The sequence below is a fragment of the Desulfuromonas versatilis genome (genome assembly GCF_019704135.1).
Classification (GTDB): domain Bacteria; phylum Desulfobacterota; class Desulfuromonadia; order Desulfuromonadales; family NIT-T3; genus Desulfuromonas_A; species Desulfuromonas_A versatilis.
In genome coordinates this window covers 1,760,266-1,784,722 of the sequence record NZ_AP024355.1, presented here as the reverse complement: position 1 = coordinate 1,784,722, position 24,457 = coordinate 1,760,266, and the positions used below count along the sequence as shown (strand labels likewise).

Annotated in this window: 21 protein-coding genes; 6 read left to right on the top strand and 15 right to left on the bottom strand. The window is 63.6% G+C overall.

What is annotated here, in order from left to right; all coding sequences use genetic code 11:
- Positions 1 to 53: 53 nt before the first annotated feature.
- The 11 genes from DESUT3_RS07870 to DESUT3_RS07820 form a co-directional block, all read right to left on the bottom strand.
- On the bottom strand, positions 54 to 1,103 hold the full coding sequence (locus DESUT3_RS07870) for a hemolysin family protein (RefSeq protein ID WP_221251932.1): 1,050 nt from the start codon (positions 1,101 to 1,103) through the stop codon (positions 54 to 56).
- A gap of 28 nt (positions 1,104 to 1,131) precedes the next feature.
- Positions 1,132 to 1,680: a DUF3617 domain-containing protein gene (locus DESUT3_RS07865; RefSeq protein WP_221251931.1), complete on the bottom strand. Its 549-nt coding sequence runs from the start codon at positions 1,678 to 1,680 to the stop codon at positions 1,132 to 1,134.
- A 420-nt stretch (positions 1,681 to 2,100) separates the two neighbouring features.
- Entirely contained in the window at positions 2,101 to 2,550 is a 450-nt protein-coding gene (locus DESUT3_RS07860; RefSeq protein WP_221251929.1) for a DMT family transporter, read from the bottom strand.
- A 641-nt stretch (positions 2,551 to 3,191) separates the two neighbouring features.
- Complete coding sequence (locus tag DESUT3_RS07855) at positions 3,192 to 3,734, bottom strand: phosphoribosyltransferase family protein (protein ID WP_221251928.1); 543 nt, start codon at positions 3,732 to 3,734, stop codon at positions 3,192 to 3,194.
- Complete coding sequence (locus DESUT3_RS07850; RefSeq protein ID WP_221251927.1) at positions 3,731 to 4,651, bottom strand: ABC transporter permease; 921 nt, start codon at positions 4,649 to 4,651, stop codon at positions 3,731 to 3,733. Before DESUT3_RS07850 ends, DESUT3_RS07855 begins: the two co-directional genes overlap by 4 nt.
- The gene (locus DESUT3_RS07845; protein ID WP_221251925.1) at positions 4,644 to 5,714 is read right to left on the bottom strand and encodes an ABC transporter permease; all 1,071 of its coding nucleotides are present in this window, start codon (positions 5,712 to 5,714) and stop codon (positions 4,644 to 4,646) included. Before DESUT3_RS07845 ends, DESUT3_RS07850 begins: the two co-directional genes overlap by 8 nt.
- Complete coding sequence (locus tag DESUT3_RS07840) at positions 5,711 to 7,219, bottom strand: ABC transporter ATP-binding protein (protein WP_221251924.1); 1,509 nt, start codon at positions 7,217 to 7,219, stop codon at positions 5,711 to 5,713. The genes DESUT3_RS07845 and DESUT3_RS07840 overlap by 4 nt, the downstream gene beginning before the upstream one ends.
- A gap of 167 nt (positions 7,220 to 7,386) precedes the next feature.
- Entirely contained in the window at positions 7,387 to 8,463 is a 1,077-nt protein-coding gene (locus DESUT3_RS07835; RefSeq protein ID WP_221251923.1) for a BMP family ABC transporter substrate-binding protein, read from the bottom strand.
- Between the two features lie 269 nt (positions 8,464 to 8,732).
- Entirely contained in the window at positions 8,733 to 12,302 is a 3,570-nt protein-coding gene (gene nifJ / locus DESUT3_RS07830; protein WP_221251922.1) for a pyruvate:ferredoxin (flavodoxin) oxidoreductase, read from the bottom strand.
- A gap of 47 nt (positions 12,303 to 12,349) precedes the next feature.
- Positions 12,350 to 12,529 (bottom strand): ribbon-helix-helix protein, CopG family, encoded by a 180-nt coding sequence (locus tag DESUT3_RS07825; RefSeq protein ID WP_221251920.1) that lies wholly within the window; start codon positions 12,527 to 12,529, stop codon positions 12,350 to 12,352.
- 167 nt (positions 12,530 to 12,696) lie between these two features.
- A complete protein-coding gene (locus DESUT3_RS07820; RefSeq protein ID WP_221251919.1) occupies positions 12,697 to 13,968 on the bottom strand; it encodes an acetate kinase in 1,272 nt (423 codons plus the stop codon).
- A gap of 453 nt (positions 13,969 to 14,421) precedes the next feature.
- On the opposite strand from DESUT3_RS07820, the gene DESUT3_RS07815 reads away from it, so the two are divergent.
- The 5 genes from DESUT3_RS07815 (at position 14,422) to DESUT3_RS07795 (ending at position 19,925) form a co-directional block, all read left to right on the top strand.
- On the top strand, positions 14,422 to 16,098 hold the full coding sequence (locus DESUT3_RS07815) for a sensor histidine kinase (RefSeq protein ID WP_221251918.1): 1,677 nt from the start codon (positions 14,422 to 14,424) through the stop codon (positions 16,096 to 16,098).
- Positions 16,095 to 16,805 carry a two-component system response regulator BtsR gene (gene btsR / locus DESUT3_RS07810; protein WP_221251917.1) on the top strand — a complete coding sequence of 237 codons (711 nt, stop codon included), beginning with the start codon at positions 16,095 to 16,097 and terminating at the stop codon, positions 16,803 to 16,805. Before DESUT3_RS07815 ends, btsR begins: the two co-directional genes overlap by 4 nt.
- A 220-nt stretch (positions 16,806 to 17,025) precedes the next feature.
- On the top strand, positions 17,026 to 17,844 hold the full coding sequence (locus tag DESUT3_RS07805; RefSeq protein WP_221251915.1) for a sulfide/dihydroorotate dehydrogenase-like FAD/NAD-binding protein: 819 nt from the start codon (positions 17,026 to 17,028) through the stop codon (positions 17,842 to 17,844).
- A gap of 145 nt (positions 17,845 to 17,989) precedes the next feature.
- Complete coding sequence (gltA, locus tag DESUT3_RS07800) at positions 17,990 to 19,405, top strand: NADPH-dependent glutamate synthase (protein WP_221251914.1); 1,416 nt, start codon at positions 17,990 to 17,992, stop codon at positions 19,403 to 19,405.
- A gap of 337 nt (positions 19,406 to 19,742) precedes the next feature.
- Entirely contained in the window at positions 19,743 to 19,925 is a 183-nt protein-coding gene (locus DESUT3_RS07795) for a plasmid mobilization protein (protein ID WP_221251913.1), read from the top strand.
- 80 nt (positions 19,926 to 20,005) lie between these two features.
- Here the strand turns inward: DESUT3_RS07795 and DESUT3_RS07790 are convergent, their stop codons facing one another.
- Positions 20,006 to 20,797 (bottom strand): hypothetical protein, encoded by a 792-nt coding sequence (locus DESUT3_RS07790; protein ID WP_221251912.1) that lies wholly within the window; start codon positions 20,795 to 20,797, stop codon positions 20,006 to 20,008.
- 238 nt (positions 20,798 to 21,035) lie between these two features.
- On the opposite strand from DESUT3_RS07790, the gene DESUT3_RS07785 reads away from it, so the two are divergent.
- Positions 21,036 to 21,377 (top strand): hypothetical protein, encoded by a 342-nt coding sequence (locus DESUT3_RS07785; RefSeq protein ID WP_221251911.1) that lies wholly within the window; start codon positions 21,036 to 21,038, stop codon positions 21,375 to 21,377.
- A gap of 155 nt (positions 21,378 to 21,532) precedes the next feature.
- Here DESUT3_RS07785 and DESUT3_RS07780 read toward each other — a convergent pair whose 3' ends face one another.
- The 3 genes from DESUT3_RS07780 to DESUT3_RS07770 all read right to left on the bottom strand — a co-directional run bounded on the left by DESUT3_RS07780 (position 21,533) and on the right by DESUT3_RS07770 (position 24,452).
- A complete protein-coding gene (locus DESUT3_RS07780) occupies positions 21,533 to 22,351 on the bottom strand; it encodes a HesA/MoeB/ThiF family protein (RefSeq protein WP_221251909.1) in 819 nt (272 codons plus the stop codon).
- A gap of 1 nt (position 22,352) precedes the next feature.
- Positions 22,353 to 22,577 carry a MoaD/ThiS family protein gene (locus DESUT3_RS07775; RefSeq protein ID WP_221251908.1) on the bottom strand — a complete coding sequence of 75 codons (225 nt, stop codon included), beginning with the start codon at positions 22,575 to 22,577 and terminating at the stop codon, positions 22,353 to 22,355.
- A gap of 147 nt (positions 22,578 to 22,724) precedes the next feature.
- On the bottom strand, positions 22,725 to 24,452 hold the full coding sequence (locus DESUT3_RS07770; RefSeq protein WP_221251907.1) for an aldehyde ferredoxin oxidoreductase family protein: 1,728 nt from the start codon (positions 24,450 to 24,452) through the stop codon (positions 22,725 to 22,727).
- Between the last annotated feature and the right edge of the window lie 5 nt (positions 24,453 to 24,457).

Here is a 24,457-nt window from a genome sequence, read left to right as displayed (position 1 = left end):
GCTGATCCGACTGATCGGCCGGATTGGCCTGGGCATTTTCTGCCCCACGCCCCTCAATCCTCGACCTTCAGCCCCAACTCCTTCGCCCGACGCTTCCACAGCTGCCGAGCGAGGATCTGCATGTCCTCGGCGTGGTCGATCTCGTCGACGATCTCCAGGCCCAGCAGCGTTTCCAGCACGTCCTCGAGGGTCAGAATCCCCGCCACTCCGCCGTACTCGTCCACCACCAGCATGATGTGCGAGCGCTGCTTCATGAACCGGTCGAAGGCCCTGGAAATGTCCATGGTCTCCAGGATCTTGAAGATCTCCCGGCGGGACTCGGCAACCGCAAGTCCCGCCTGCCCCCTGGCCTGGGCCAGCAGCAGGTCGCTGCGCAGCACGAAGCCGGTGATCTGCTCGGGATCGCCTTGGTAGACAGGGATGCGGGAGAAGGGGCTGTCCCCGAAGCGGGCCAGGTATTCGCCCACGGTCAACTCCTCGGGGAGGGAGAAAACCACCGTGCGCGGCGTCATGGCCGCCTCCACGGTGATCTCGTGCAGGCGCAGCAGGTTCTGCAGGATCGTCGATTCCTTCAGGGCCAGCTGCCCCTCCTGGGTGCTGAGCTCGGCCATGGCCAGCAGCTCGTGGCGGTTGAAACCCCGCAGGGTCGGCCCTTCGGCAAGCCCCCGGGTGAGCATCTCGGAGAGTTTGACGAAGGGGTACATCACCAGCACCAGCCAGCGCAGGCTGTAGGCGGTCATTGGGGCGAGCCGCCGCCAGTAATGGGCCCCCAGGGTTTTGGGGATGATCTCGGAAAACACCAGGATCAGCAGGGTCAGAATCGCCGAGGCGACCCCCAGGTAGCCGCTGCCGAAAACCGCCGCCGCCTGGGCTCCGGCGCCGGCGGCGCCGACGGTGTGGGCGATGGTGTTGAGGGTGAGAATCGCCGCCAGGGGGCTGTTGATGTCCTCCTTGAGCCGTCGCAGCAGGGGGCCCGAGGGCCTGCCCTGCTGCTCGAGCAACGATATGTGCACGGGGGTGACGCTGAGGATCACCGCCTCGGCGATGGAGCAGAGGAAAGAGAAGCCCAGAGCGATGAGAATATAGACGATGAGCAGAAACACGGATGGAGGCAGCCTGCGGCGCGGGCCGTCAGCGGGTTCTCGGTTGGATGTCGCCGCAGTCGGCGGCCAGCCACTTGCCGCTCTGCTCGATGTTCATCCGCTCGGGTTTGCCGTCGACCTCGGTGTCGATAACCGCCTTGCCCTTGTAGGCCTTGGGGCTGATGAAGGTGACTTCGCCCTCGCCCCGGGTCGGCGGGTCGCCGGCACAGTCGAAACTGACCCTGAGGGTGTTGCCGCTGCGCTCCTCGATCTTCTGGGTGCAGTTGCCGTCCATCTGCGGCACCGTGTCGCGAGCGGCGTCCTCCTCGGTGATGCAGACCCGGAAAGTGCTCCCCGAGGGGCTGAGGGTCACCCCCTGAGCCGCCATCATCTGCTCCATCAGCTTGCGCCGGTCCTCGGGCAGGGCGGCCATCTGCTCCTGGAACTGGCTCATGGCGTTCTCGATCTGGCCGCTCTGGGATTTCATGGTGAAGCTGTGCTCCCAGAGCCCGGGGAGGATCTTCTGCTCATCGGCCGAGGCCGGCTGGGCGATGCCGAGGGATGCAAGGGCAAGCAGCAACAGGGACGCGCGTTTCATCGAATTCCACTCCTTTTATGACAGGGGGCGGAGCGCCTGGTGCGCTCCGCCGCGTTGAAAATCAGAGGGGCAAGGCGATCCCCACCTGGGGTATCACGTGAAAATAGACCGCGAAATAGTGGCAGGTGCTCCCCGCCCAGCACGAACAGATGCCAAATGGCATGGTGACACAACAATCGCTTGGCGGCGTGGACGATCAGGACCACCAGTCCCGGCAGGCTCAGCAGCCAGCCAATCGCCGGGGTCAGGGTGTTGGCGATCTGAACGGATTTTTAATGGCGCGGGTCCATGGTTCCCCGATTGCCGTCTGCGCCCCTTGTCCTGGCAAGTTTAACCGACTCCGGGCGAATCCGCCAATCATTCCCCCATCCCGGACCTGCCGGCCCGGCAGGTTCGCCCCCCCAAAAAACCGCCGTGGAATCAGAAATACCTGATCAACCAGATCCCGGCGCAGAGCAGCAGCACCCCGGCGATGCGCCCCAGGCTGATGGGATGCAGCGGATAGCCGAGCCAGCCGAAGTGATCGAGCAGCAGCGAGGCGACCATCTGCCCGGCCAGGATCAGCGCGACCATGGTGGTGGCGCCGAGCTTGGGCGCGAGGATAACGGTGGAAGCGACGAAAAACGCGCCGAGGCAGCCGCCGATCCAGATCCACCAGGGGTGGCCGGACAGGGTGCCGAGGCTCGGCAGCGGGATGCGCGCGACCAGGGTGTAGACCACCAGGGCCAGGGTGCCGACGGCGAAGGAGATGGCCGAGGCGAGCACCGGCGAGCGGGTCCAGAGATTGAGCTGGGCGTTGATGCCGGCCTGGGTGGGGACGGAGAAGCCGGCGAGCAGGGCCAAGAGGATGAAGAAGACGGTGGGTGACATGGGAAGGAATTCCTTGGCTGTTTTATTGAACTGTTGGAAGAATTCGCTCGGTTCGGGGGATTAGATCAATTGGCGGGTTACGCCCGTTCTGGTTACCGCAAAAACCTTGAAACCAAAACCGCCGGTCCCGGCCGGCTGCCGGGTCACTTCTTTGCCGGTCCAAAGAAGTAACCAAGAAAGGACCTCGCCTGGCGGCGGGCACTTCTGTTGCGTGCGGGTGGAGCTTTTGGCGCCGGCGTTGCTGAAGAGTCCCTTTTCGTCTTCGTAGGCCCCGCTTTTCAGCCTGGGTGGGGCGCAGTCGGTCTACGGGGCTGTTGCAAACACCGGCGCTGCTGGAAAAAAATCAAAACCAAAACGGCCTCGGCGTCACACCTCAGTAGATCAGTGCTACCTCGCCACGCAACAGAGGCCGCGTCCAGCCGGCCAAAAAGCTTCCCCGCTACGAAGCGACGCCCTGGTCCCATGCACAACCGACAGCAATGGTCGAAATGATGACATCAAGAGTGCCCGCCGCCAGGCGAAGGCATTTTTTGCTTACTTTTTGTTGCCGCCTGGACAAAAAGTAAGGCGTCTGGCGGGACGCGACCCGCCGGTTTTAATCACAATATCGAACAGGGTCGGATGCCGAACTGAGGTCGCGCTCAGGCCGATTCGCCCAAAGGCCGCAGCTCATCCATGGTCAGGACCGCCGCAATGTCCCGCCGCTCGGACTTGTTGATGATCACCGCCGAGCCGACGAGGGTGGCACCAGCCTGCTCGACAATCTGCTCGATGGCCTTGAGCGTCGAACCCTGGGCGAAGAAATCGTCGGCGAACAACACCCGCTCGCCGGCGCCGAGCACCTCGCGGGAGACATGCAGCGTGGTCGATTCCTGCTTGGTGAAGGAGTAGCTGGCGGCGGCGTAAAACTCGCCCATGGTCAGGGGGCGCTTCTTCTTGGCGTAGATGAAGGGGACGCCGAGGCGGTGGGCGATGACCTGGGCGATCATGATGCCGCTGGTCTCGGCGGTGAGCACCTTGTCGATCTGCTGCCCGGCGAAGCGGCCGGCGAGCTCTTCGCCGAGTCCTTCCATCAGCAGGGGATCGACCATGTGGTTGAGAAAGCGGTCGACCTTGATCACCTGCCCTTTCACGGCGCCTTCGCGGCGGATGCGCTCGAGCAGAGCGGCGGCGGCCTGGTTCATTTGCGGTCCTCCCGGTCGTAGGGTTGTCCGAGGCTTTCCGGCTGCTGGGAGGCGCCCTTCTGCAGGCGCAGCGTGGAGACGACCAGCACCAGGATGGTGAAGAAATAGGGGAGCATCTGCAGGATGTGGGCGCTGACGGTGGTGCCCATGGCCTGAAAGCGCAGCTGCATGGCGGTGATGCCGCCGAACAGGTAGGCGCCGGCCAGGGCGCGGCCGCTCGACCAGGAGGCGAAGATCACCAGAGCCACGGCGATCCAGCCGCGGCCGGCGGACATGTTCTCGATCCACATGGGGGTCGAGGCCAGGCTCAGGTAGGCGCCGCCGATGCCGACGATCCCCGAACCGACCGCCACCGCCAGAAACCGGTAGCGGTTGACCGCCACCCCGCAGGTGTCGGCGGCCGCCGGGTTTTCGCCGACGGTGCGCAGGGAGAGCCCCCAGCGGGTGCGGTAGAAGAAAAAGTGCAGGCCGGCAACCAGCAAAAAGCTGAAGTAGATCAGCAAATCCTGGTTGAAGAAGGGCTTGCCGATCACCGGGATCTGGCTCAGCCCCGGAATGGCGGCGCGCTCGAACCCTTCGATGGTCAGCCCGACCATGCCGCGGCCGAACAGGGCGGTGACGCCGATGCCGAACATGGTCAGGGCCAGGCCGCTGACGATCTGGTTGCCGCGCAGCTGCACGGTGACGAAGCCGTGGATGCAGCCGGCAGCAAGCGCTGCGGCAAAAGCGGCCAGTACGCCGACCAGCAGCGAACCGGTGGCCTGGGTGCCGGCGAAGCCGGCCAGGGCGCCGATGAGCATCAGCCCCTCGATGCCGAGGTTGATGATCCCGGCGCGCTCGTTGAGGATCGCCCCCAGGGTGGCGAAGAGGATCGGGGTGCCGGCGCGGACCGTGGCGTCGAGCAGGATCTCAAGCATGGCGTTCCTCCCGGACCAGCCGCACGCGATTGAGGATGAAGAAATCCGAGGCGAGCAGGAAGAACAGGATCAGCCCCTGGAAGGCGTAGACGAAGGCCACTGGCAGCTGCCAGGAGAGCTGCAGGCTGTCGCCGCCGACCAGCAGCACCCCCATCAGAAAAGCGACGATCACCACGCCGAGGGCGCTGCGCTTGGCCAGCCAGGCGACGATAATTGCCGTGTAGCCGTAGCCGGGCGAGATGCCGTGCTGCAGACGGTACTGCAGGCCGGCCACCTCGCTGAAGCCGGCGATGCCGGCGATGGCGCCGCTCAGGAACAGCACGGCGAAGATCGCCATGCCGGTGCGCATCCCGGCGTACTGGGCGGCCTTGGGGTTGCTGCCGATGACCTTGATCTCGTAGCCCCAGACGGTGCGCTCCATCAGCAGCCACAGAGCCAGGGCGCAGAACAGGGCGATGAAAAAGCCGCTGTGCAGGCGGGTGTTGAAATACTCGGCGAGGCGCGCGGTGTCGCTGAACTGGGCGGTGAGCGGGAAGTTGAACCCCTGGGGGTCTTTCCAGGGGCCGTAGATCAGGTAATCGACCCAGAGGATGGCGATATAGTTCATCAGCAGGGTCACGATGACCTCGTTGACCCGCCAGCGGGCGCGCAGCACCCCGGCCACCCCGGCCCAGAGGCCGCCCGCGGCAAAGGCGGCCAGGAGCATGGCGCTGATCATCAGGGCGTGGTTCTCGATGCCGGAGAAAAGCGCCACCCAGGTGGCGCCGGCGGCGCCCATGTAGATCTGCCCCTCGGCGCCGATGTTCCAGATCTGCATGCGAAAGGCCAGCGAGACCCCCAGGCCCGCCAGGATCAGCGGCGTGGCCTTGACCAGCGTCTCGGAGAGCCCGTAGCCCGAGCCGAGCGACTCCTGGATGATCTCCAGGTAGGCCTGCAGGGGGTTGACCCCGGCGGCCAGCAGCAGGAAACCGGCCACGAACAGCGCCACCAGGATCGAAACGATGGGCGCCGCAAAGCGAAACAGCGGCGAGGAGATCTCGCGTTTTTCGGCGATCAGTCTCATGCCGCAGCCTCCCCGCTCATCATCAGGCCGATCTGCTCGCGGGTGGTGCTGCGCGGGTCGACGCAGCCGACCAGGCGACCGCGGAACATGACCGCGATGCGGTCGGAGAGCTTGAGCAGTTCGTCAAGGTCCTCGGAGATCAGGATGGTGCTCATCCCCTGCCCGGCGCCGTCGACCATCACCTTGTGCACGTACTCGGCGCTGCCGATATCGAGGCCGCGGGTCGGATAGAGGGCGACCAGCACCGCGGGCCGCTCGGAGAGCTCGCGGGCGATGATCACCTTCTGGATATTGCCCCCGGAGAGATAGCGCACCGGGTTGCCGGCGGGGCCGGCCTTGATGGCAAACTGGTCGATCTTGGCCGCGGCGTTGCGGCGGATGGCACCGCGGTCCTGGAAAATCCAGCGGCGGAAATCCCGGCTCTTGAAGCTTTTCATGATCAGGTTCTCGTCCACCGTCATGTCGGGGGCGATGCCGATGCTCTTGCGGTCCTCGGGGATGTGGGCGATGCCGGCGATGTAGGAGCTGCGGGCGTCGCTGTGGGTGAGGTCCTCGCCCCCGGCGAGGATCCGCCCCCGGGCGGCCTCCTTGAGACCGGTCAGCACCTCGGCCAGGGCCTTCTGCCCGTTGCCCGCCACCCCGGCGATGCCGAGGATCTCTCCCTTGCGCAGCTGCAGGCTGAAATCGTCGAGGTCGGCCAGGCCGCGCTCGTTGCGCACCGCGAGCCGGTCGATCTCGAGCACCACCTCTTGGTGGACGCAGGGATGTTTCTCCCACTCGGGGATCTGGTCCTCGCCGATCATCAGCGAGGCCAGGCGGGCCTCGTCGAACTCGCCCCGGGCCAGGGTGACCAGGCTGTGCCCTTTTTTCAGGATCGTCACCCGGTCGGAGATCTCCATCACCTCGCGCATCTTGTGGGAGATAAATATAATGCTCTTGCCCTGCTCGCGCAGCTTTTTCAGCACCGCGAACAGCCGGTCGCTCTCCTGCGGGGTGAGCACCGCGGTCGGCTCGTCGAGGATCAGCAGGCGGCAATCGCGCATCAGCAGCTTGATCAGCTCGATCCACTGCTGGGCGCCGATGGAGAGCTTCCAGACCGGCGCGTCGAGCTCGAGCTCGAGCCCGAACTCGTCGATGATCCGGCGGATCTTCTGCTTGTACCGGCGGCGGGAAAAGAAGTTGGGGACGCCCTCGAGGGCCAGCAGGATGTTCTCGAAGACGCTGTGGGCCGGCACCAGCATGAAGTGCTGGTGCACCATGCCGATGCCCAGCGCCAGCGAATCGCGGGGGCTGGCGAGGTGGACCGCTTCGCCGGCAATGCGGATCTCGCCCCGCTCGGGGCGGTAGAGCCCGGTGAGCACGTTCATCAGGGTGCTCTTGCCGGCGCCGTTTTCACCGAGCAGGGTGTGGATCTCGCCGGGGGCGATGGCGAGCGAGACGCTCTCCAGGGCGACCACGCCGGGGAAGGTCTTGCGGATCTGGTCGATTTCGAGCAGGTTGGGCATGGGTTTGAGAATTCTGCCGGGTTTCAGCTTTGCAGTGCCGGCCGCCGACTGATCTGACCGATCGGTCCGATCCGACGGATCAGTCGGCGGCCGGCTCTGAAGATACAAAAGAGGCACGCACTCCGCATCAACCGGAGTGCGTGCCTGACTTTTCAGTTAAACCGAAATTACTTGGGGATCGTCCCCTGGACACCCTCGACGAACCAGTTCATGCCGAGCAGTTCGGGGTCGCTGGCCGTGGCGCCGGCGGCGATTTTCTCCTTGCCCTCCTGGTCCTTGATCGGGCCGGCGAAGGGGTGGAACTTGCCGGCCTTGATCGCCTCGGTCTTTTCGGCGACCAGCTTCTGCACCTCGGCGGGCACCTGGTCGCTCATGGGTGCAAGACCCACCATGCCGGTGTCCATCCCCCACCAGATCGCCTCGGACTTCCAGGTACCGTCCTTGACCTGCTCGGCGATCTTCTTGTAGAGCGGGGCCCAGTTCCAGACCGGGGCGGTCAGAAAGGCTTTGGGGGCGAAGGTGCGCATGTCCGAATTGTAGCCGATGACGTAGGCGCCGCGGGCCTCGGCGGCCTGCAGGGTGGCCGGAGCGTCCTGGTGCATGGCGAGCACGTCGGCGCCGACGTCGAGCAGGCTGTCGGCGGCGTCACGCTCGATCCCCGGGTCGAACCAGGTCTGGGTCCAGACGACCTTGACGGTGGCCTCGGGGTTGACGCTGCGTACCCCGAGGGCGAAGGCGTTGATGCCGCGGATGACTTCGGGGATGGGGAAAGCGGCCACGTAGCCGATGACGTTCTTTTTGGTCATCTTGCCGGCGACGATCCCCGAGAGGTAGCGGGGCTCGTACATGCGCCCGAAGTAGTTCCCGACGTTCTCGGCGGTCTTGAAGCCCGAGCAGTGCATGAAGACCACGTCCTTGTTGCGCCGTGCGACGTCGAGGGTGGCGTCCATGTAGCCGAAGCTGGTGGTGAAAATCAGGTTGTGCCCCTTGCGCACCAGGCCGTTGATGACGCGGGCCGACTCGGCCCCTTCGGGGACCGACTCGATGAAGGTCGAAGGCTCGACGAAGGGGAGCTTCTCCATTTCCTGGCGGGCCTGATCATGGGACCAGGTCCAGCCCGCGTCGCCCACCGGGCCGACATAGATGAAACCGGCCTTGACCTTTTTCTCGGCCGCGTCTGCCACGTTGGCCACCAGGGGCAGGGCCAGCAACAGGGTCAGCATTTTGAGTGCTAAATTTTTCATCGAAGCGACCTTTCTTTTGGCGGAATGAAATATTAAAAGACCACTTTTAGTCGAGTCGGCAGGGGCTGTCAAGCCCCTGCGTGATGAAGTTTTGCCAACCTCCTCAGGCGGTTACTAAAACCGGGGCCGGCCGCCGAAAATTCGACGGATCGGACCGATCCGACTGATCAGTCGGATCCGACGCGGCCGGCCCCGACCTGTAAAACAAAACAAAAAAATCCCCCGGCGGTCGCCCGCCGGGGGATTTTTTCTGGTACAGCGAAACAAACTTACTTCTGCTCTTCCACCGCGCTGAAGCTGGCCTGGATCTCGGCCAGCTGCTTGTAGAGCTGGAAGCGGCTGGCGGTGATCTTGTTGCCCGCCTTGAGCAGTTGGTCGGACATGCCGGCGTCGATCTTCTTGAGCACGCGGTAGCGGTTCTGCTTGAGGGCGTACTCCTCGAAGGTCATGGTCGGCTCCTTGCTGTCGAACTGCAGGGGGTTCTTGCCCTGCGCCGCCAGCTCGGGGTTGTAGCGGAACAGCGGCCAGTGGCCCGAGGCCACGGCGTCCTTGCAGGTCTCCACGGCGCTGGTCATGTTGATGCCGTGAGCGATGCAGTGGGTGTAGGCGATGATCAGCGACGGCCCGTCGAAGGCATCGGCCTCGAGGAACGCCTTGACCGCCTGGGCCGGGTTGGCCAGCGAGACCTTGGCGACGTAGATGTTGCCGTAGGTCATGGAGATCAGACCCAGGTCCTTCTTGGGCATCTGCTTGCCGCCGGCGGCGAACTGGGCCACAGCGCCAAGCGGGGTCGACTTGGAGGCCTGGCCGCCGGTGTTGGAGTAGACCTCGGTGTCGAGCACCAGCACGTTGACGTTCTCGCCCGAGGCGAGCACGTGGTCGAGGCCGCCGTAGCCGATGTCGTAGGCCCAGCCGTCGCCGCCGTGGATCCACACCGACTTCTTCACCAGGTAGTCGGCCAGCGACAGCAGCTGCTTGGCCTCGGCGTCTTCCTTCCCTTCCAGCAGGGACTTGAGCTTGGCGACGCGGCCGCGCTGCTCCTCGATCCCTTCCTGGGTGCTCTGGTCGGCGCCCTTGATGGCTTCGACCAGGGCGGCGTCGGTGACGACGCGCTCGAGCAGTTCAAGAGCGTACTCGTTGAACTTGTCGACGGTCAGACGCATGCCGTAGCCGAACTCGGCATTGTCTTCGAACAGCGAGTTGCACCATGCCGGGCCCAGACCGTCCTTGCGGGTGGTCCAGGGGGTGGTGGGCAGGTTGCCACCGTAGATCGACGAGCAGCCGGTGGCGTTGGCCACCAGCATGCGGTCGCCGAAGAGCTGCGAGCAGAGCTTGACGAAGGGGGTCTCGCCGCAGCCGGCGCAGGCGCCGGAGAACTCGAAGGTCGGCGGCAGGAGCTGGCTCCCCTTGAGAGTGGCGCGGTTGAGCAGCGCCGGGTCGGTGTCGGGCAGGGAGAGGAAGAAGTCCCAGTTAGCCGCCTCGCGCTCGCGGATCGGCGCCTGGAAGGTCATGTTGATGGCCTTGTGGCCTTCCTCGGTCTTGCTCTTGGCCGGGCAGTTGTAGACGCAGGCGCCGCAGCCGGTGCAGTCTTCGGGAGCCACCTGCAGGGTGAACTTCTTGCCTTCGAGCCCCTTGCCCCTGGCGTCGCAGGAGAGGAAGCTCTCGGGAGCGCCCTGGAGCTTGTCGGCGTCGTAGATCTTCATGCGGATGGTGGCATGGGGGCAGACGAAGGAACAGATGCCGCACTGGATGCACAGCTCCTTGTCCCACACCGGGATGTCGACGGCGATGTTGCGCTTCTCGTAGCGGGCGGTGTCCGTCGGGAAGGTGCCGTCGGCGGGCATGGCCGAAACCGGGACCGAGTCACCCAGCCCATCGATGATCGGGCCCAGGGTGTTGCGCACGAACTCGGGGGCCTCGGCGCCCAGGCCGGTCTTCATGCGCAGCTTGCTGTCGGCAACGGCGGGCACGGCGACCTGCTCGATGTTGTCGGTGCCGGCGTCGACCGCCTGGTAGTTCATGTTGACGACCTTCTCGCCGGCTTTGCCGTAGCTCTTGACGATGGCGTCCTTGATCTCCTTGACCGCCTGCTCGAAAGGGATGATGTTGGAGATCTTGAAGAAGGCAGTCTGCATGATGACGTTGATGCGGGGGCCCAGGCCGATCTGGTTGCCCAGCTTGACGCCGTCGATAACGAAGAACTTGAGCTGCTTGTCGACGATCTGCTTCTGCACTTCCAGGGGAAGGTGCTGCCAGACCTCGTCCTTGCCGTAGGGGCTGTTGAGCAGGAAGGTGGCGCCCTGCTTGGCGTTCTTCAGCATGTCGTACTTCTCGAGGAAGGCGAACATGTGGCAGGCCACGAAGTCGGCGCTGTCGACCAGGTAGGGGGAGCGGATTTTGGTCTTGCCGAAGCGCAGGTGGCTGGTGGTCATGCTGCCGGCCTTCTTCGAGTCATAGACGAAGTAGGCCTGGACGTTATTGTCGGTGGTCTCGCCGATGATCTTGATGGAGTTCTTGTTGGCGCCGACGGTGCCGTCGGAGCCCAGGCCGAAGAACATGGCCGAGTAAACCCCTTCGGCGGGAATCTTGAAGGACGGATCGAAGTCGAGGCTGGTGCCGGTGACGTCTTCGACGATGCCGACCACGAAGTGGTTCTTCGGCTTGTCCTGGGACAGGTTGTCGAACACGGCTTTGACCATGGCCGGGGAGAATTCCTTGGAGCCGAGGCCGTAGCGGCCGCCGACGATGACCGGGTAGCCGGCCAGTTTGACCAGGTCCTGCTCCATGGCCTCGCCGATGGCGGTGCGCACGTCGTGGTAGAGGGGCTCGCCGAGGGAGCCGGGCTCCTTGGTGCGGTCGAGCACGGCGATTTTCTTCACGGTCTTGGGCAGGGCATTGGCGAACTGCTCGAGGGGGAACGGCAGGAACAGGCGGACCTTGAGCAAGCCGACCTTCTCGCCCTGGGCGACCAGATGCTCGACGGTCTCCTCGACGCAGTCGGCGCCGGAGCCCATGATGACGATGACGCGCTCTGCGTCGGGGGCGCCGACGTAGTCGACCAGGTTGTAGCGGCGGCCCATGCGCTCGGCGAACTTGTCCATCGCCTTCTGCACGATGCCGGGGACGGCCTGGTAGAACTTGTTGACGGTCTCGCGGCCCTGGAAGTAGACGTCGGGGTTCTGGGCGGTGCCGCGCAGCGAGGGGTGGTCGGGCGAGAGGGAGCGGGCGCGGTGGGCGCGCACCAGCTCATCGTCGACCAGGTGCTTCATGTCCTCCTGGGAGAGGGCCTCGACCTTCTGGACCTCGTGGGAGGTGCGGAAGCCGTCGAAGTAGTGCAGGAACGGCACGCGGGACTCGAGGGTGGCGGCCTGGGAGATCAGGGCGAAGTCCATGACCTCCTGCACGTTGTTCGAGCAGAGCATGGCCCAGCCGGTCTGGCGGCAGGCCATGACGTCCGAGTGATCGCCGAAGATGTTCAGGGCGGCGGCCGAGATGGCGCGGGCCGACACATGGAAGACCGTGGGGGTCAGCTCCCCGGCGATCTTGTACATGTTGGGGATCATCAGCAGCAGGCCCTGGGAGGCGGTGAAGGTGGTGGTCAGGGCACCGGCCTGAAGGGCCCCGTGCACGGCGCCGGCGGCGCCGCCTTCGGACTGCAGCTCAACCACCTTGGGGATGGTGCCCCAGATGTTCTTCTCGCCACGGGCGCTCTTGGCGTCCGAGATCTCGCCCATCACCGAGGAGGGGGTGATGGGATAGATGGCGATGACCTCGTTGGTGGCGTGGGCCACGTGGGCGGCGGCGGTATTGCCGTCGATGGTTACCATCTTTCGGGACATGCAGTTCTCCTTTTACATGGTGGGTTGGTGGCCAGGCGGCCAGGGGTTCACGCGTTGTTTCCCGGAGAGGGGGCGCCGTCCTGGGCCAGCAGGTCGAGGCTCAGGCGCAGCAGGTCCGAGATGTTGGTATTGCCCCGGGCGGCCAGCCGCTTCAGGGTTTCCATTTCGTCGTCGTCGATGCGACAGGAGACGATGTATTTCTTGGGGTTTTTAGCGGGTCTTCCCATGGCGGTAATTACTCCTTGTGACGCTTTTTTTTACTTGAAAGAACTTTTTTCTTTACCACGAAGGGCACGAAGAACACGAAGAAGGGAAAAACCTGGATTTTAACTTCGTGGCCTTCGTGTCCTTCGTGGTGATAGTTTTTTATTTGCGGGTATGGCAATAACCCGAACTACGCTGCCGACCTCGCGAACTCGGGTTTGGCGAAGCTGTAGGTGAAGTTCATGTGGTCGGTGTAGGTCCCCTCGAGGATGGCCACCACGTCCTCGGTGAAGACCAGTTCCTCGTCGGTGGGGATGACGAACACCTTGACCGGCGAGTCGGGGGTGGTGATCAGGGTCTCGCGCTTGCGGGTCATGGTGTTGCGGTTGACCTCGCGGTCGAGGCGGATGCCGAGAAACTCGAGCCCTTCGAGGGTCTTTTCGCGGATCTGCCAGCCCATCTCGCCGACCCCGGCGGTGAACACCACCGCGTCGAGGCCGCCCAGGGCCGCGGCGTAGGAGCCGATGTACTTCCTGAGGCGGTAGGCCTCCATCTCGATGGCCAGCAGGCAGCGCTCGTCGCCCTTCTCGGCCCCTTCGATGACGTCGCGCCGGTCGGTGTACTCACCGGTGACGCCGAGGATGCCCGATTTCTTGTTGAGGATGGCGTCGATCTGCTTGGCGGTAAGCCCCTCCTTCTCCATGACGAAACCGGGAATGGCCGGGTCGATGTCGCCACAGCGGGTCCCCATCACCGCCCCTTCCAGGGGGGTAAGCCCCATGGAGGTGTCCACCGAGACCCCCCGATCGATGGCGCAGTGGGAAACACCGTTTCCAATGTGCATGGTCACCAGCTTGCAGTCCGCGGGATTTTTCCCGAGCAGGGCGGCGGCGCGTTTGGAGACGTACAGATGGCTGGTGCCGTGGAACCCGTAGCGGCGCACCCCGTGCTTTTCGTACCACTCCATGGGCAGCGGGTACATGAAAGCGGGGCGGGGCATGGTCTGGTGAAAGGCGGTATCGAAGATCGCTACGTGGGGCACGTTGGGCAGTACCGTCTGGGCCGCCTCGATGCCGGCGATGTTGGGCGGATTGTGCAGCGGGGCGAGATCCTGGACCTCCTTGATCGCCTCGAGCACCGCGTCGTCGATGAGCACCGAGCGGGTGAACTTTTCCCCGCCGTGCACCACCCGGTGCCCTACGGCCGAGACTTCGGACATGTCCTTGACCACCCCCTGCTCGGGGTCGGCCAGGGTTTTCATAATCAGCTGAATCGCCACGCGGTGATCGGGGCATTCGTGCTCTTCACGGTAGGTTTTGCGCCCGGGGACCTCGTGAATGATGAACCCACCTTCGATGGTCACGCGCTCCACCATCCCCTTGGCGATGATTTCCTTTCGTTCCCAGCTGAAGAGCTGGTATTTGACTGACGAGCTGCCGCAATTCAGAGCCAGAATATCCATGGGGTACAATACCTCCTTCAGTTACATTGGACCGGAGAGTCGGGGTCAGGGAGAGAGAGAAATTGGTCTTACCAGCTAGACAACCTAATGAAGAGCATGTTTACGTGTCAAGCACAAATTTTTGGTTCCTATATATTTCAACAACTTGCACGCAACACCACGAAATAGACCACAAAATCCCCCTGACAACGGAAAATCGCCCTTCCCCGGCGCTCCAACCTGGTCGAGCAAAACAGGGTTTTGTCGTATACGTGGAAACGTGGGGAAAATTCACCACTTCCATGGCGAAAACCGGCCAGGGGCAAAGGGATTGACATCTCCTTCGTATACCGGCTAGGATTCTGGTCTGACCAGTTTACCATGATAGACTCAAAGTAGATTGTGCAGCCGTTCCCCACCCCCGAACCAACCATCGGGCGGGGCATTCGCGGCTCGCCAGCGGAGATCGCCGCCATGAAACTGTTTTTCGCCCTGATCCAGGAAATGAGCGTCTTCCTGGTCATCGGCTACCTGTTCAGCAAATCGCCCGCCTTCAAAGCCCTGGCGGGCGAGACGCTGAACTCGCGGCAAAAGCTCATCCTCTACCTCATCTTTTCGGTTTTCTCGATCCTGGGCACCTATTTCGGTCTGCCGGTCCGCGACGCGGTAGCCAATACCCGGGCCATCGGCGCGGTTTTGGCCGGCATCATCGGCGGGCCACTGCTGGGAACAGCGGTCGGCTTCACCGGCGGCCTGCACCGCTATTTCGTCGGCGGCTTCGTCGCCGCGCCGGCCATGCTCGCCACCACCTTCGAGGGGTTCCTCGGGGGGATGGTCCATCTCTATCTCTGCCGCCGCAACCGCTCGGAGCAGATCTACAACCCCCGGGTGGCCTTCATCACGACCTTCGTCGGCGAGCTGGTGCACATGGCGATCATCGCCGGGCTGGGTCGGCCGCTGGAGAACAGCCTGGCGCTGGTGCAGATCATCGCCATACCGATGATCACCGCCAACGCCCTGGGGACCTTTCTGTTCATGAGTATCCTGCGCGACCAGAAGGATACCTTCGACAAGCTCAGCGTGATGTTTTCGGCCAGGGCCTTCAAGATCGCCGAACGCTCCCTGGGGATTCTCGGCAAGGGATTCGGCGCGGAGACCGCCCGCAACCTGGCCCGGATCATCCACGAGGAGTCGGGGGTCGGCGCCGTCGCCATCACCGACACCAATAAGATCCTCGCCTTCGAGGGGATCGGCTCCGACCATCACCTCCCCAATTCGCCCATCGCCTCGGTTCTAACCCAGCAGGCCATCCGCAACAACGAGGTCATCTGGGTCAACGGCCAGTCCGAACCCTACCAGTGCTCGCTGTCGGGCAACTGCCCGCTGACTTCGGTCCTGATCGTCCCGCTGCACATCGATGAGCAGGTGATCGGCACCATCAAGCTCTACGAACCGAAGAACCGGCGGTTTCTCAACATGAACAAGACCCTCGGCGAGGGGATCGCCGGGTTGCTCTCCGACCAGCTGCTGCGTTACCGTTACGAAGAGCAGAAAAACCTGCTGGTAACCTCGGAGCTCAAGCTGATCCAGGCCCAGATCAACCCGCACTTCCTGTTCAACGCCCTGAACACGATCATGGCCATCATCCGCAAAGATCCGCTGCGGGCGCGGGAGCTGCTGCAGCACCTGTCCAATTTCTTCCGCAAGAACCTCAAACGTTCCGGTGATCTGGCCACCGTCGACGAGGAGGTCGACCATGTCAATTCCTACCTGAAAATTGAGAAGGCCCGCTTCGAGGATAAACTGCAGGTAGAAATCGAGGTCGAACCGGGGCTGGGCGAGCTGAGGATCCCCACCTTCACCCTGCAGCCGATCATCGAGAACGCCGTCAAGCACGGCATATCCAACATGATCGAGCAGGGCGTGGTCCGGGTCGCGGTGCGCCGCAGCGGACAACAGGTCACCATCGAGGTGGAGGATAACGCAGGGACCTACTGCAAGGAGATCCAGGGGGGAGGACTGGGAATGAACATCGTCGACAAGCGGATAAAAAATCTTTGCGGCAGCCAGTACGGCATCCGCATCAGCTGCACGCCCGAGGAATTCACCCTGGTGTCCATCAGCCTGCCGGCGGAAGGTTGCCAGTTATGATCCGGACCGTCATCGTCGACGATGAACTGCACGCCCGTGAAGAGCTGGAACTGCTGCTGGAGGAGATCGGCGGCTTCGACATCGTGGCCAGTTGCGCCAACCCCATCGAGGCAATCAAGGTGGTCCACCTCGAAAAGCCCGAACTGGTGTTTCTCGATATCCAGATGCCTCTGCTCAGCGGCTTCGAGCTGCTCAGCATGATCGACGAGGACATCATGCCCCACGTGGTCTTCGTCACCGCCTACGACGAGTACGCCCTCAAGGCCTTCGAGGAGAACGCCCTCGACTATTTGCTCAAGCCCGTCGAGCAGGAGCGCCTGGGCAAGACCGTCGACAAGATCCGCCGCTTGATCCGCCAGGGGGCCCGGCCCAGTTACGAAACGCCTGCCATCAACCGCATCCCCTGCATCTGCGCCAACCGCATCAAACTGGTCGACCCGAAAGAGGTCGAGCATGTCCACTCGGACTTGAGCGGGGTGCACGTGACCTGCGCCCAGGGGAGCTTCTTCACCGAACTCACCCTGAAGATCCTCGAGGCTCGCACCGGCCTGCTGCGCTGTCACAAGCAGTACCTGGTCAACGTCGAGCAGATCGACGAAATCACCCTGCTCGAAAACGGCGCCGCCGAAATCAAGACCCGCCTCGGCAACCGCCTCCCCGTCAGCCGCCGCTACCTGAAGAGCCTCAAGGAAACCCTTGGCCTGTGATTTGCAGACGTCTTTCAGGAGCAAAAGCTGAATCCACCACGAAGAGCACGAAGGACACGAAGATAAAACCCATCTTTTTTGCCTTTCTTCGTGCGCTTCGTGTTCTTCGTGGTAAATATCGTTTTTCTGCCTGCACCCGGCATCAAATCAGGGCACCAAAAGGGGCGGCCGCCCCTGAGATTGGCCTTTTTTTCAACCATTCAACCCAACGGTGAAAAACATGTACGAAGTCCTGAGCAACGACACCCTGGCCCCCAACCTCCACCGCATGGTGGTACGTGCCCCGCGCATCGCCCCGGCCCGCAAGGCCGGCCAGTTCGTCATCGTGCGCTGCGAGGCGGGCGACGAGCGCATCCCGCTGACCATCGGCGACGCCGACCCGGCCGCGGGGACCATCACCCTGTTCATCCAGGCCATCGGCGCCTCGACCAAGAAGATCGTCGCCGTCCCGCCCGGGGGCTTTCTGCGTGACGTGGCCGGCCCGCTGGGGATGGCCACGGAGATCGAGCGCTGGGGGCGGGTCGCCTGCATCGGCGGCGGCGTCGGCACCGCGGTGCTCTTCCCCATGGCGCGGGCCCTGGCCGAGGAGGGAAACGAGGTGACCACCATCATCGGCGGCCGCGCCGAGCCCTACATCATCCTCGCTGACGAGTTGGCGGCTTTCTCCAAAGAAGTGCGGGTCACCACCGAGGACGGCTCGCTGGGGCGCAAGGGCTTTGTCACCGCCGAGTTGAAGGAGATGCTCGACGACCCGGAGCGCGCCCCCCAGGCGGTCTTCGCCGTCGGCCCGGTGCCGATGATGCGGGCGGTGGCCGAGATGACCCGCCCCTACGGGGTGAAGACCATCGTCAGCCTCAACCCCATCATGATCGACGGCACCGGCATGTGCGGCGGCTGTCGGGTGGTGGTGGACGGCGAAGCGCGCTTCGCCTGCGTCGACGGCCCCGAGTTCGACGGCCACGCCGTCGACTTCGCCAGCCTCACCGACCGGCTGACCATGTACCGCGACCACGAGGAGCAGTGCCGGCTGGCGGTTTGAAATCGGCAAAAGCGTTAACTTTCACCACGAAGAGCACAAATATCACGAAGAAATACCCAAAATTGGCTTTTTCCTTCGTGACCTTCGTGTCCTTCGTGGTTATTTCCAGATTTTGAAAAGCATTCAATAATAAAAGGAAAAAACCATGAGTAACAATCTCAGTGCCAAGGAACGGCTGGCCATCGACCGGGTGAAGATGCCCGAACAGGATGCCGTCGAGCGCAGCCGCAATTTTCTCGAAGTCAACCTCGGCCTCGGCGAGGCGATGGCCGTTCGCGAAGCGCAGCGCTGCCTGCTGTGCAAACCCCGCCCCTGCGTGGCGGGCTGCCCGGTGGGGGTCTCCATCCCCGAGTTCGTCGGGGCCCTGGCCGGGGGCGATCTGCCCGAGGCTGCCCGCATCCTGCAGGGGGACAACGCCCTGCCGGCGGTCTGCGGCAGGGTCTGCCCCCAGGAAACCCAGTGCGAGGCCCAGTGCGTGCGCGGCGCCAAGGGGCAGCCGGTGGCCATCGGCTACCTGGAGCGTTTCGTCGCCGACTGGGCGATGGCCCATCCCGAGCGCCTCGCCGCCCCTGCCCTGCCCGCTGCCACCGGCAAGTCGGTGGCGGTGGTCGGCTGCGGCCCTGCCGGCCTGACCGCCGCCGGGGAGCTGGCCCGCAAGGGGCACGCGGTGACCATCTTCGAGGCGCTGCACGATACCGGCGGGGTGCTGCGCTACGGCATCCCCGAGTTCCGCCTGCCCAAGACCATCATCGACGTCGAGGTGGCGCGGCTGGTGGAGATGGGCGTGACCATCGAGTGCAACGTCATCATCGGCAAGACCCTGACCATCGCCCAGCTCCAGGAGCAGTTCGACGCGGTGTTCATCGGCAACGGCGCGGGCCTGCCGACCATGCTCGGCATCCCCGGCGAGAACCTCAAGGGCGTCTACGCCGCCAACGAGTACCTGACCCGCATCAACCTGATGGGCGCCGGGCAGACCGACAGTTGTGCCACCCCGATCCTGCGCGGCCGCAAGGTGGCGGTCATCGGCGCGGGCAACACCGCCATGGACTGCGTGCGCACCGCCCGCCGCCTCGGCGCCGAACGCTCGATGATCGTCTACCGCCGCGGCGAATCGGAGATGCCGGCGCGGGTCGAGGAGATCCACCACGCCAAAGAGGAAGGGGTCGAGTTCGTCATGCTCACCTCCCCGCTGGAGATCCTTGGTGACGACAAGGGTTGGGCGACCGCCCTGCGCTGCCAGAAAATGGCCCTCGGCGAACCCGATGCTTCGGGGCGCCGCCGGCCGGTTCCCGTGGAAGGTGAAGACTTCGATCTCGAGGTCGATGTGGTGATCAACGCCCTGGGCACCCGCGCCAACCCTCTGCTGACCGCCACCGCCCCGGACCTCAAGCTCAACCGCTGGGGGAACATTGAGGCCGACGAGAACGGCCTCACCAGCCTGCCCGGGGTCTTCGCCGGCGGCGACATCATCCGCGGCGGCGCCACCGTCATCCTCGCCATGGGCGATGGCAAACGGGCTGCAGCCGCCATCCACAGCTATATTTCCGGCGGCAACTGATCCGCATCCGGCCGAACCCTCCTGAGCAAAACGCCCCCTACCGCCCTGAGCGGCAGGGGGCGTTTTTTCGCTGCCTTTTCCCGCCCACCCGACTGTGCCAGATTCGCAACAAACCTGCTCCACGCCCCGTGCCATAACGGCACAATCCGCCCCGCCATGGATCACCGCACAAAACGGTAAAATCCATTAAATCTGCTATCTTGGCATCACAAAGTGGCTGTTTTCCTGGACCGGGAAATAAATTTTCCCTGTGGCACGGAATGGCAACAACCTTGCAATGTGTAGACATGTCTACGTTTTAACCACCAACCTCCCAACTTCAGGAAAGGAGTCAGCCATGGGCAGAACCAGCACCAACCCGAAAAAATTCGTCATCTCCTGCCGGGTCAATCACCGGGAGATGCAGGACCTTGTCGAGCGTGCCGAGGAAGAAGGGATCAGCATCACCGCACTGCTGCGCAAGTGCCTGCAACTGCCCCCCACCCAGACCCGCCAGTTCGGAACCTTCAGCTTCGAGTAAATCCGCTCGCTCAGCCCAAGGAAGGAACGGGGCCCCTGGCCCCGTCCTCCTCAATGGGCGGCGGCAGCAACCCGGCCTTCTCAGCCCGCCAACCCCCCGTTTTTCAGTAGCATGCAAAGCAGTTGCAGGATCTCGGGGTTGTCCCGGTTGTTGAATCGAAACACCACCTCGCCGAAAAAGCTCTCCAACTGCAGCGCGGCCCTGCCCCGGTGATGCTTCTGCAGCCGCCGGGCAAAATCCCAGAAAACCAGGACTTCCCTGGCAGGTCCCGGTGACACGGACCGGCCGGTGCTTGGCTTGGGCGTGGCAAAAAAGAAATCCTCCAGTTCCACCCTCTCCAGAGCCCTTATGCTCCCGGCGTAGAACAGGGCATCGGCTTCCCCCTCAAGGGCCTTCCAGGGCTTCGGCAGCGGCCGGCGCAGGTGGGCCGGCGAAAAATGAATGCGGGCCCGGCTGCCCTGGAATTTCAGCGCGAACACGGGCCCGGCGGCACTCCCCCCCCCGGCTTTTCCGCAGGGGAGGACCTCCCTCAACACCTCCTGGCCAGGCCGCTCCCAGGGTCCGGTTTTGCGGTTTATCCCCTGCTCGTTTTTATCTTCGGTACAAATAGCCTGGCGCAACAGGCGGTAATGGCGCTGGACGGTCTTCGGATTCAGGGCCAGGTCGTCGGCAACCCGCGACGCCGGGATCATATGCCAGAAGCAGATCGCCACCAGGCGCAAGGTTCGATCGGGCAGGCGGCTGCGCAGCCTGGTGAGGGTAAATTTTCTTCCGCAGTTGCCGCACTTTCTCCGACCGTCACCTAGCCTGTACAGGTTTGTGAAGTGACAGTGCGGGCAACAGGGCGGGTCCGCAGATGGCCTCTGGTCCATGAATCCCTCCCCCTCCCCTGCTCCTCGTCGAGGTCCGATTCACTGGTTTTATTCCAAGAAAATTTTTGCTACTTCTCAATTATTACCCTATAAAGTATTACATACAACCCATTAATTTCAGCTTCTCGTTTCTGTGCACAGGGATCGGGGATCCCCTGGGGACGCGCCGCGGCGAACCTGGAGCAGTTCCATTCTAACCAGAGCGAGGTGTATCATGACTGGAGAGACACGAGCTTATTTGGCGTTCACGGCAGGGAAATTCATTTCGGAACAGGATATCGAATCCCTTTACGACCGGGATCAGTACCGCACGTTGGGGCCCGACGAATTGGCCGGGCGACTCACGAAAAATCACCCCGCCCGCAAGGGGTGCGAGGTGCAGCGCGACCCCGAGGCAGCCAACCTGTGCATTACCGACCAACGCGGAGACAGGCATATCTGCCTGTCCCTCTACGGCAGGCTGTTCGAAGGCTTCGACCACGCCACGGCCTCGCATTTTACCGGGATCGTCGATGAAGGGATGGTGACCCTTTACGATTTTGCCGAGTCAAACTATTTCACTTTTGATCTGCGGAATTGAGCTGGCTGCTATCATGGAGAGAGCTTGTCGAGAGGCCGCCCGGGGTACGGTGTGGGTACCTACCACCGGCGAGGGATGAGCAATCAGGGGCTCCGTCGCTACGGGGCCCCTGGTCTTTTGCTGCCCGAAGAGGGGGGGGGGGGGAACCGGGAGGCTCACAGGGTGGTTTCGACGAAATCCATCTCCAGCAGGTCGACGGAGAGGATCCGCCCGCGCAAGGCGCTCCCCTTGCCCAGGAGCACTTTGCAGACCTCGGCCACCTCAAGGCTGGCCACCACCGCCGGGGTGAACGAGGGGTTGCCGAGTTGCTTTTCCACCCCTTTGCCGCCAGAATGGCGGCAATAGATGCACTCGAGGGTTTTTTCGCCTGGAAACTGGGTGGCCACGTGACCGAACCAACCGGCAATGGCCCCATGGACCAGGGGGATGCCCAGATCGTTGCAGACCATCCCCAGTTCCATGCGCGCCTCGATACTGTCGAGACAATCCACCGCCAGGGTGCAGTCGCGCAGCAACTCGGAACCGTTTTCCCGGCCGAAGGCGACTCCGGCGCTGACCAGGGTCACCGCCGGGTTGATCAGAGACACCCGCTCCAGGGCGGCGGCGGTCTTCTTCATCCCCAGCGAGGCCGGTGAGGAAAGCAGCTGGCGGTTGAGGTTGTGCTCCTCGAAAACATCGGGGTCGACGGCGACGAGCTCACCGACCCCGAGGCGGGCCAGTTCCTCGAGGACATAACCGCCCAGGCCGCCGCAGCCGATCACCGCGACGCGGCTGCTGAACAGACGCAGCTGATCCTGGCAGGAAATGATGGTGCGATTGCGTTGGTAGCGGGCGGGGAGAAGGGAGTTTTCAAGAGCGATGGCCTCGATGCGGGCGGGGCTGACCCCGAAGACCCGGGCGGCCTCGGCCTGGGCCTGCCAGGGGAGCAGGTCCCCCTGACAGCGCGTTTGCAGAAAGGAGAGAAGTTCCTTCATCTCACCCTCCCCCGACCAGGGGAAACAGCGACACCGTGTCCCCTTCGCACAGCGGTTGGTCGAGATTGCCGTGCCGGCCGTTGACCATCAGGATACCCAACTCCTCCTCGGTCACTCCGACATCTTCGAGCACCGCCCGTGCGGTGGACTGGGCGGGATAGGAACGCTGCTCGATCTTGAAGCGCCCGACGCGAAAGGTGGCGAACAGCTTAACCGTTATCTGCATGGTTGTTTCACCTTCCCGGTCCCCTCCCCAGGCGTGAAAGAGGGGTTGACAAATTCGACCATGTCCGAAAAAACCCGGGTGGAGGCCCCGGACGGACCTCCACCCGGCATGGAGAGAGAGTGGAAAAGAAACTCTCCCGAGAAGATATCAGAAGTTCCAGAAGGCGTCGATCTCTTCGTCGCTGAAATCCCAGACGACGTTGTGCGGAGGCACCGGCTCGAAGTTGAAGAATTCGGGCAGACGGTCGTCCTTGTTGGTGAAGCCGGCCTCGATGTTGAACTGGCGCTCGATCTTCAGGATGCTCTTGCCGAGGTTGGTGACGTCGTCGCCGGTCAGGTTGATGCCGAAGCGGGCATTGATCATGTCGATCAGTGCCGGCAGACACTCGGGGATGTCCAGCGCCGGGAAGGCAACGAAGATGCACATGCCGGTGGAGTCGACCGCCGCGGTGGCGATCTGCAGGTTGCGCGAGAGCTCGACCTGGCCGTCCTTCTTCAGCGGATCGACGTAGCCGCCGACGTTGAGGATGTTGGTGGCGATGGTGTAGCCGGCGGTGTGGTCGGCGCCCATGGTGCTGGTGGCGTAGGTGATGCCGATCCCCTTGACGCTGCGCGGGTCGTAGGCGGGGATCCCCTGGTTTTTGACCACCGGGACGCGGGTTACGCCGTAAGCCTTGCCGACGTGGCCGGTGCCGCCGCCGAGGATCCGGCCCAGGGCAGTGCCTTTGCCGATCTCGCCCAACAGACGAATGACCCCCTTGCCGTCGCCGAAGGGGAGAATCCCAGCTTCCATGGCGACGCCGAACATGACCGCGGACTCGATGGAGTCGACACCGATGTCGTCCATGATGTTGTCGGCCTCGGCAATGTCGTCAAGATTGTCGATGCAGCAGTTGGCGCCCATACCCCAGATGGTCTCGTATTCGAAACCGGAGGTGACGTACTTGCCCTGCTCGTTGAGGTAGACCTGGGAGCACTGGATGATGCAGCCGGCGTGGCAGCCGTGCTTGGGCTTGCCGCCGCGCTTGACGATGGTGTCGTGCATCGTCTCGCCGCAGATCTTGTCGTGGCCGTCGAACTGGCCCAGGGTGAAGTTGCGGGTCGGCAGGCCGCCGGCCTCGTGCAGGATGTTGACCAGCACGTTGGTGCCGTAGGTGGGCAGACCCTCGCCGGAAACCGGGTGGTCGAGCAGGGCCTTGGCGAAGGTGCGGGCCGCCTGCTTGAATTTCTCGGGATCGGCGACCGTTACGCCCGGGGCGCCTTCGGAGTCGATGGAGATGTACTTGATCTTCTTCGAGCCCATGACCGCGCCGAGGCCGCCGCGGCCGTGGCTGCGGATCTTGCTGTCGGGGTCCTTGACCGAGATGTTGGCCATGGCCATTTTCATCTCGCCGGCCGGGCCGATGGTGACGACACCAGTCTTCTTGCCGAGCTTGGCTTCAAGAGCTTCGATGACCGCGAAATTCCCCTTGCCCGCCAGGTCGTCGGCGGCGACGATGGTCGCGCCGTCCTTGGTCAGGTGCAGGCCGTACCACTTGTCGTCCTTGGGCAGCCCTTCGATGATCAGGGCCTTGATCCCCATGCGGGCGAACTGCTGGGCGCTGGTACCGCCGGCGTTGCTTTCCTTGATGGTGCCGGTCAGCGGGCTCTTGGCGCCGCAGGACATGCGGCCGGAGTTGGCCGCGGCGGTACCGCTGAGCAGGCCGGGGGCGAAAACCAGCTTGTTATTGGGACCGAGGGGATGACAGGTGGGAACCACCTCTTCGGCGACGATGGTCGAGGTCAGGGCGCGGCCGCCGAGGCCGGCCCACTTGGCGGGGACGTCCTCAATGCTGGTGGTCAGCTTCGACATGTCGACGCGGAAAATCTTGTCCATTGTTC

Coding starts and splice junctions, on each gene's coding strand:
- DESUT3_RS07865 (WP_221251931.1), bottom strand. CDS start 1,680: ATGAAACGCGCGTCCCTGTTGCTGCTTGCCCTTGCATCCCTCGGCATC.
- DESUT3_RS07860 (WP_221251929.1), bottom strand. CDS start 2,550: ATGTCACCCACCGTCTTCTTCATCCTCTTGGCCCTGCTCGCCGGCTTC.
- DESUT3_RS07855 (WP_221251928.1), bottom strand. CDS start 3,734: ATGAACCAGGCCGCCGCCGCTCTGCTCGAGCGCATCCGCCGCGAAGGC.
- DESUT3_RS07850 (WP_221251927.1), bottom strand. CDS start 4,651: ATGCTTGAGATCCTGCTCGACGCCACGGTCCGCGCCGGCACCCCGATC.
- DESUT3_RS07845 (WP_221251925.1), bottom strand. CDS start 5,714: ATGAGACTGATCGCCGAAAAACGCGAGATCTCCTCGCCGCTGTTTCGC.
- DESUT3_RS07840 (WP_221251924.1), bottom strand. CDS start 7,219: ATGCCCAACCTGCTCGAAATCGACCAGATCCGCAAGACCTTCCCCGGC.
- DESUT3_RS07835 (WP_221251923.1), bottom strand. CDS start 8,463: ATGAAAAATTTAGCACTCAAAATGCTGACCCTGTTGCTGGCCCTGCCC.
- nifJ (WP_221251922.1), bottom strand. CDS start 12,302: ATGTCCCGAAAGATGGTAACCATCGACGGCAATACCGCCGCCGCCCAC.
- DESUT3_RS07825 (WP_221251920.1), bottom strand. CDS start 12,529: ATGGGAAGACCCGCTAAAAACCCCAAGAAATACATCGTCTCCTGTCGC.
- DESUT3_RS07820 (WP_221251919.1), bottom strand. CDS start 13,968: ATGGATATTCTGGCTCTGAATTGCGGCAGCTCGTCAGTCAAATACCAG.
- DESUT3_RS07815 (WP_221251918.1), top strand. CDS start 14,422: ATGAAACTGTTTTTCGCCCTGATCCAGGAAATGAGCGTCTTCCTGGTC.
- btsR (WP_221251917.1), top strand. CDS start 16,095: ATGATCCGGACCGTCATCGTCGACGATGAACTGCACGCCCGTGAAGAG.
- DESUT3_RS07805 (WP_221251915.1), top strand. CDS start 17,026: ATGTACGAAGTCCTGAGCAACGACACCCTGGCCCCCAACCTCCACCGC.
- gltA (WP_221251914.1), top strand. CDS start 17,990: ATGAGTAACAATCTCAGTGCCAAGGAACGGCTGGCCATCGACCGGGTG.
- DESUT3_RS07795 (WP_221251913.1), top strand. CDS start 19,743: ATGGGCAGAACCAGCACCAACCCGAAAAAATTCGTCATCTCCTGCCGG.
- DESUT3_RS07790 (WP_221251912.1), bottom strand. CDS start 20,797: ATGGACCAGAGGCCATCTGCGGACCCGCCCTGTTGCCCGCACTGTCAC.
- DESUT3_RS07780 (WP_221251909.1), bottom strand. CDS start 22,351: ATGAAGGAACTTCTCTCCTTTCTGCAAACGCGCTGTCAGGGGGACCTG.
- DESUT3_RS07775 (WP_221251908.1), bottom strand. CDS start 22,577: ATGCAGATAACGGTTAAGCTGTTCGCCACCTTTCGCGTCGGGCGCTTC.
- DESUT3_RS07770 (WP_221251907.1), bottom strand. CDS start 24,452: ATGGACAAGATTTTCCGCGTCGACATGTCGAAGCTGACCACCAGCATT.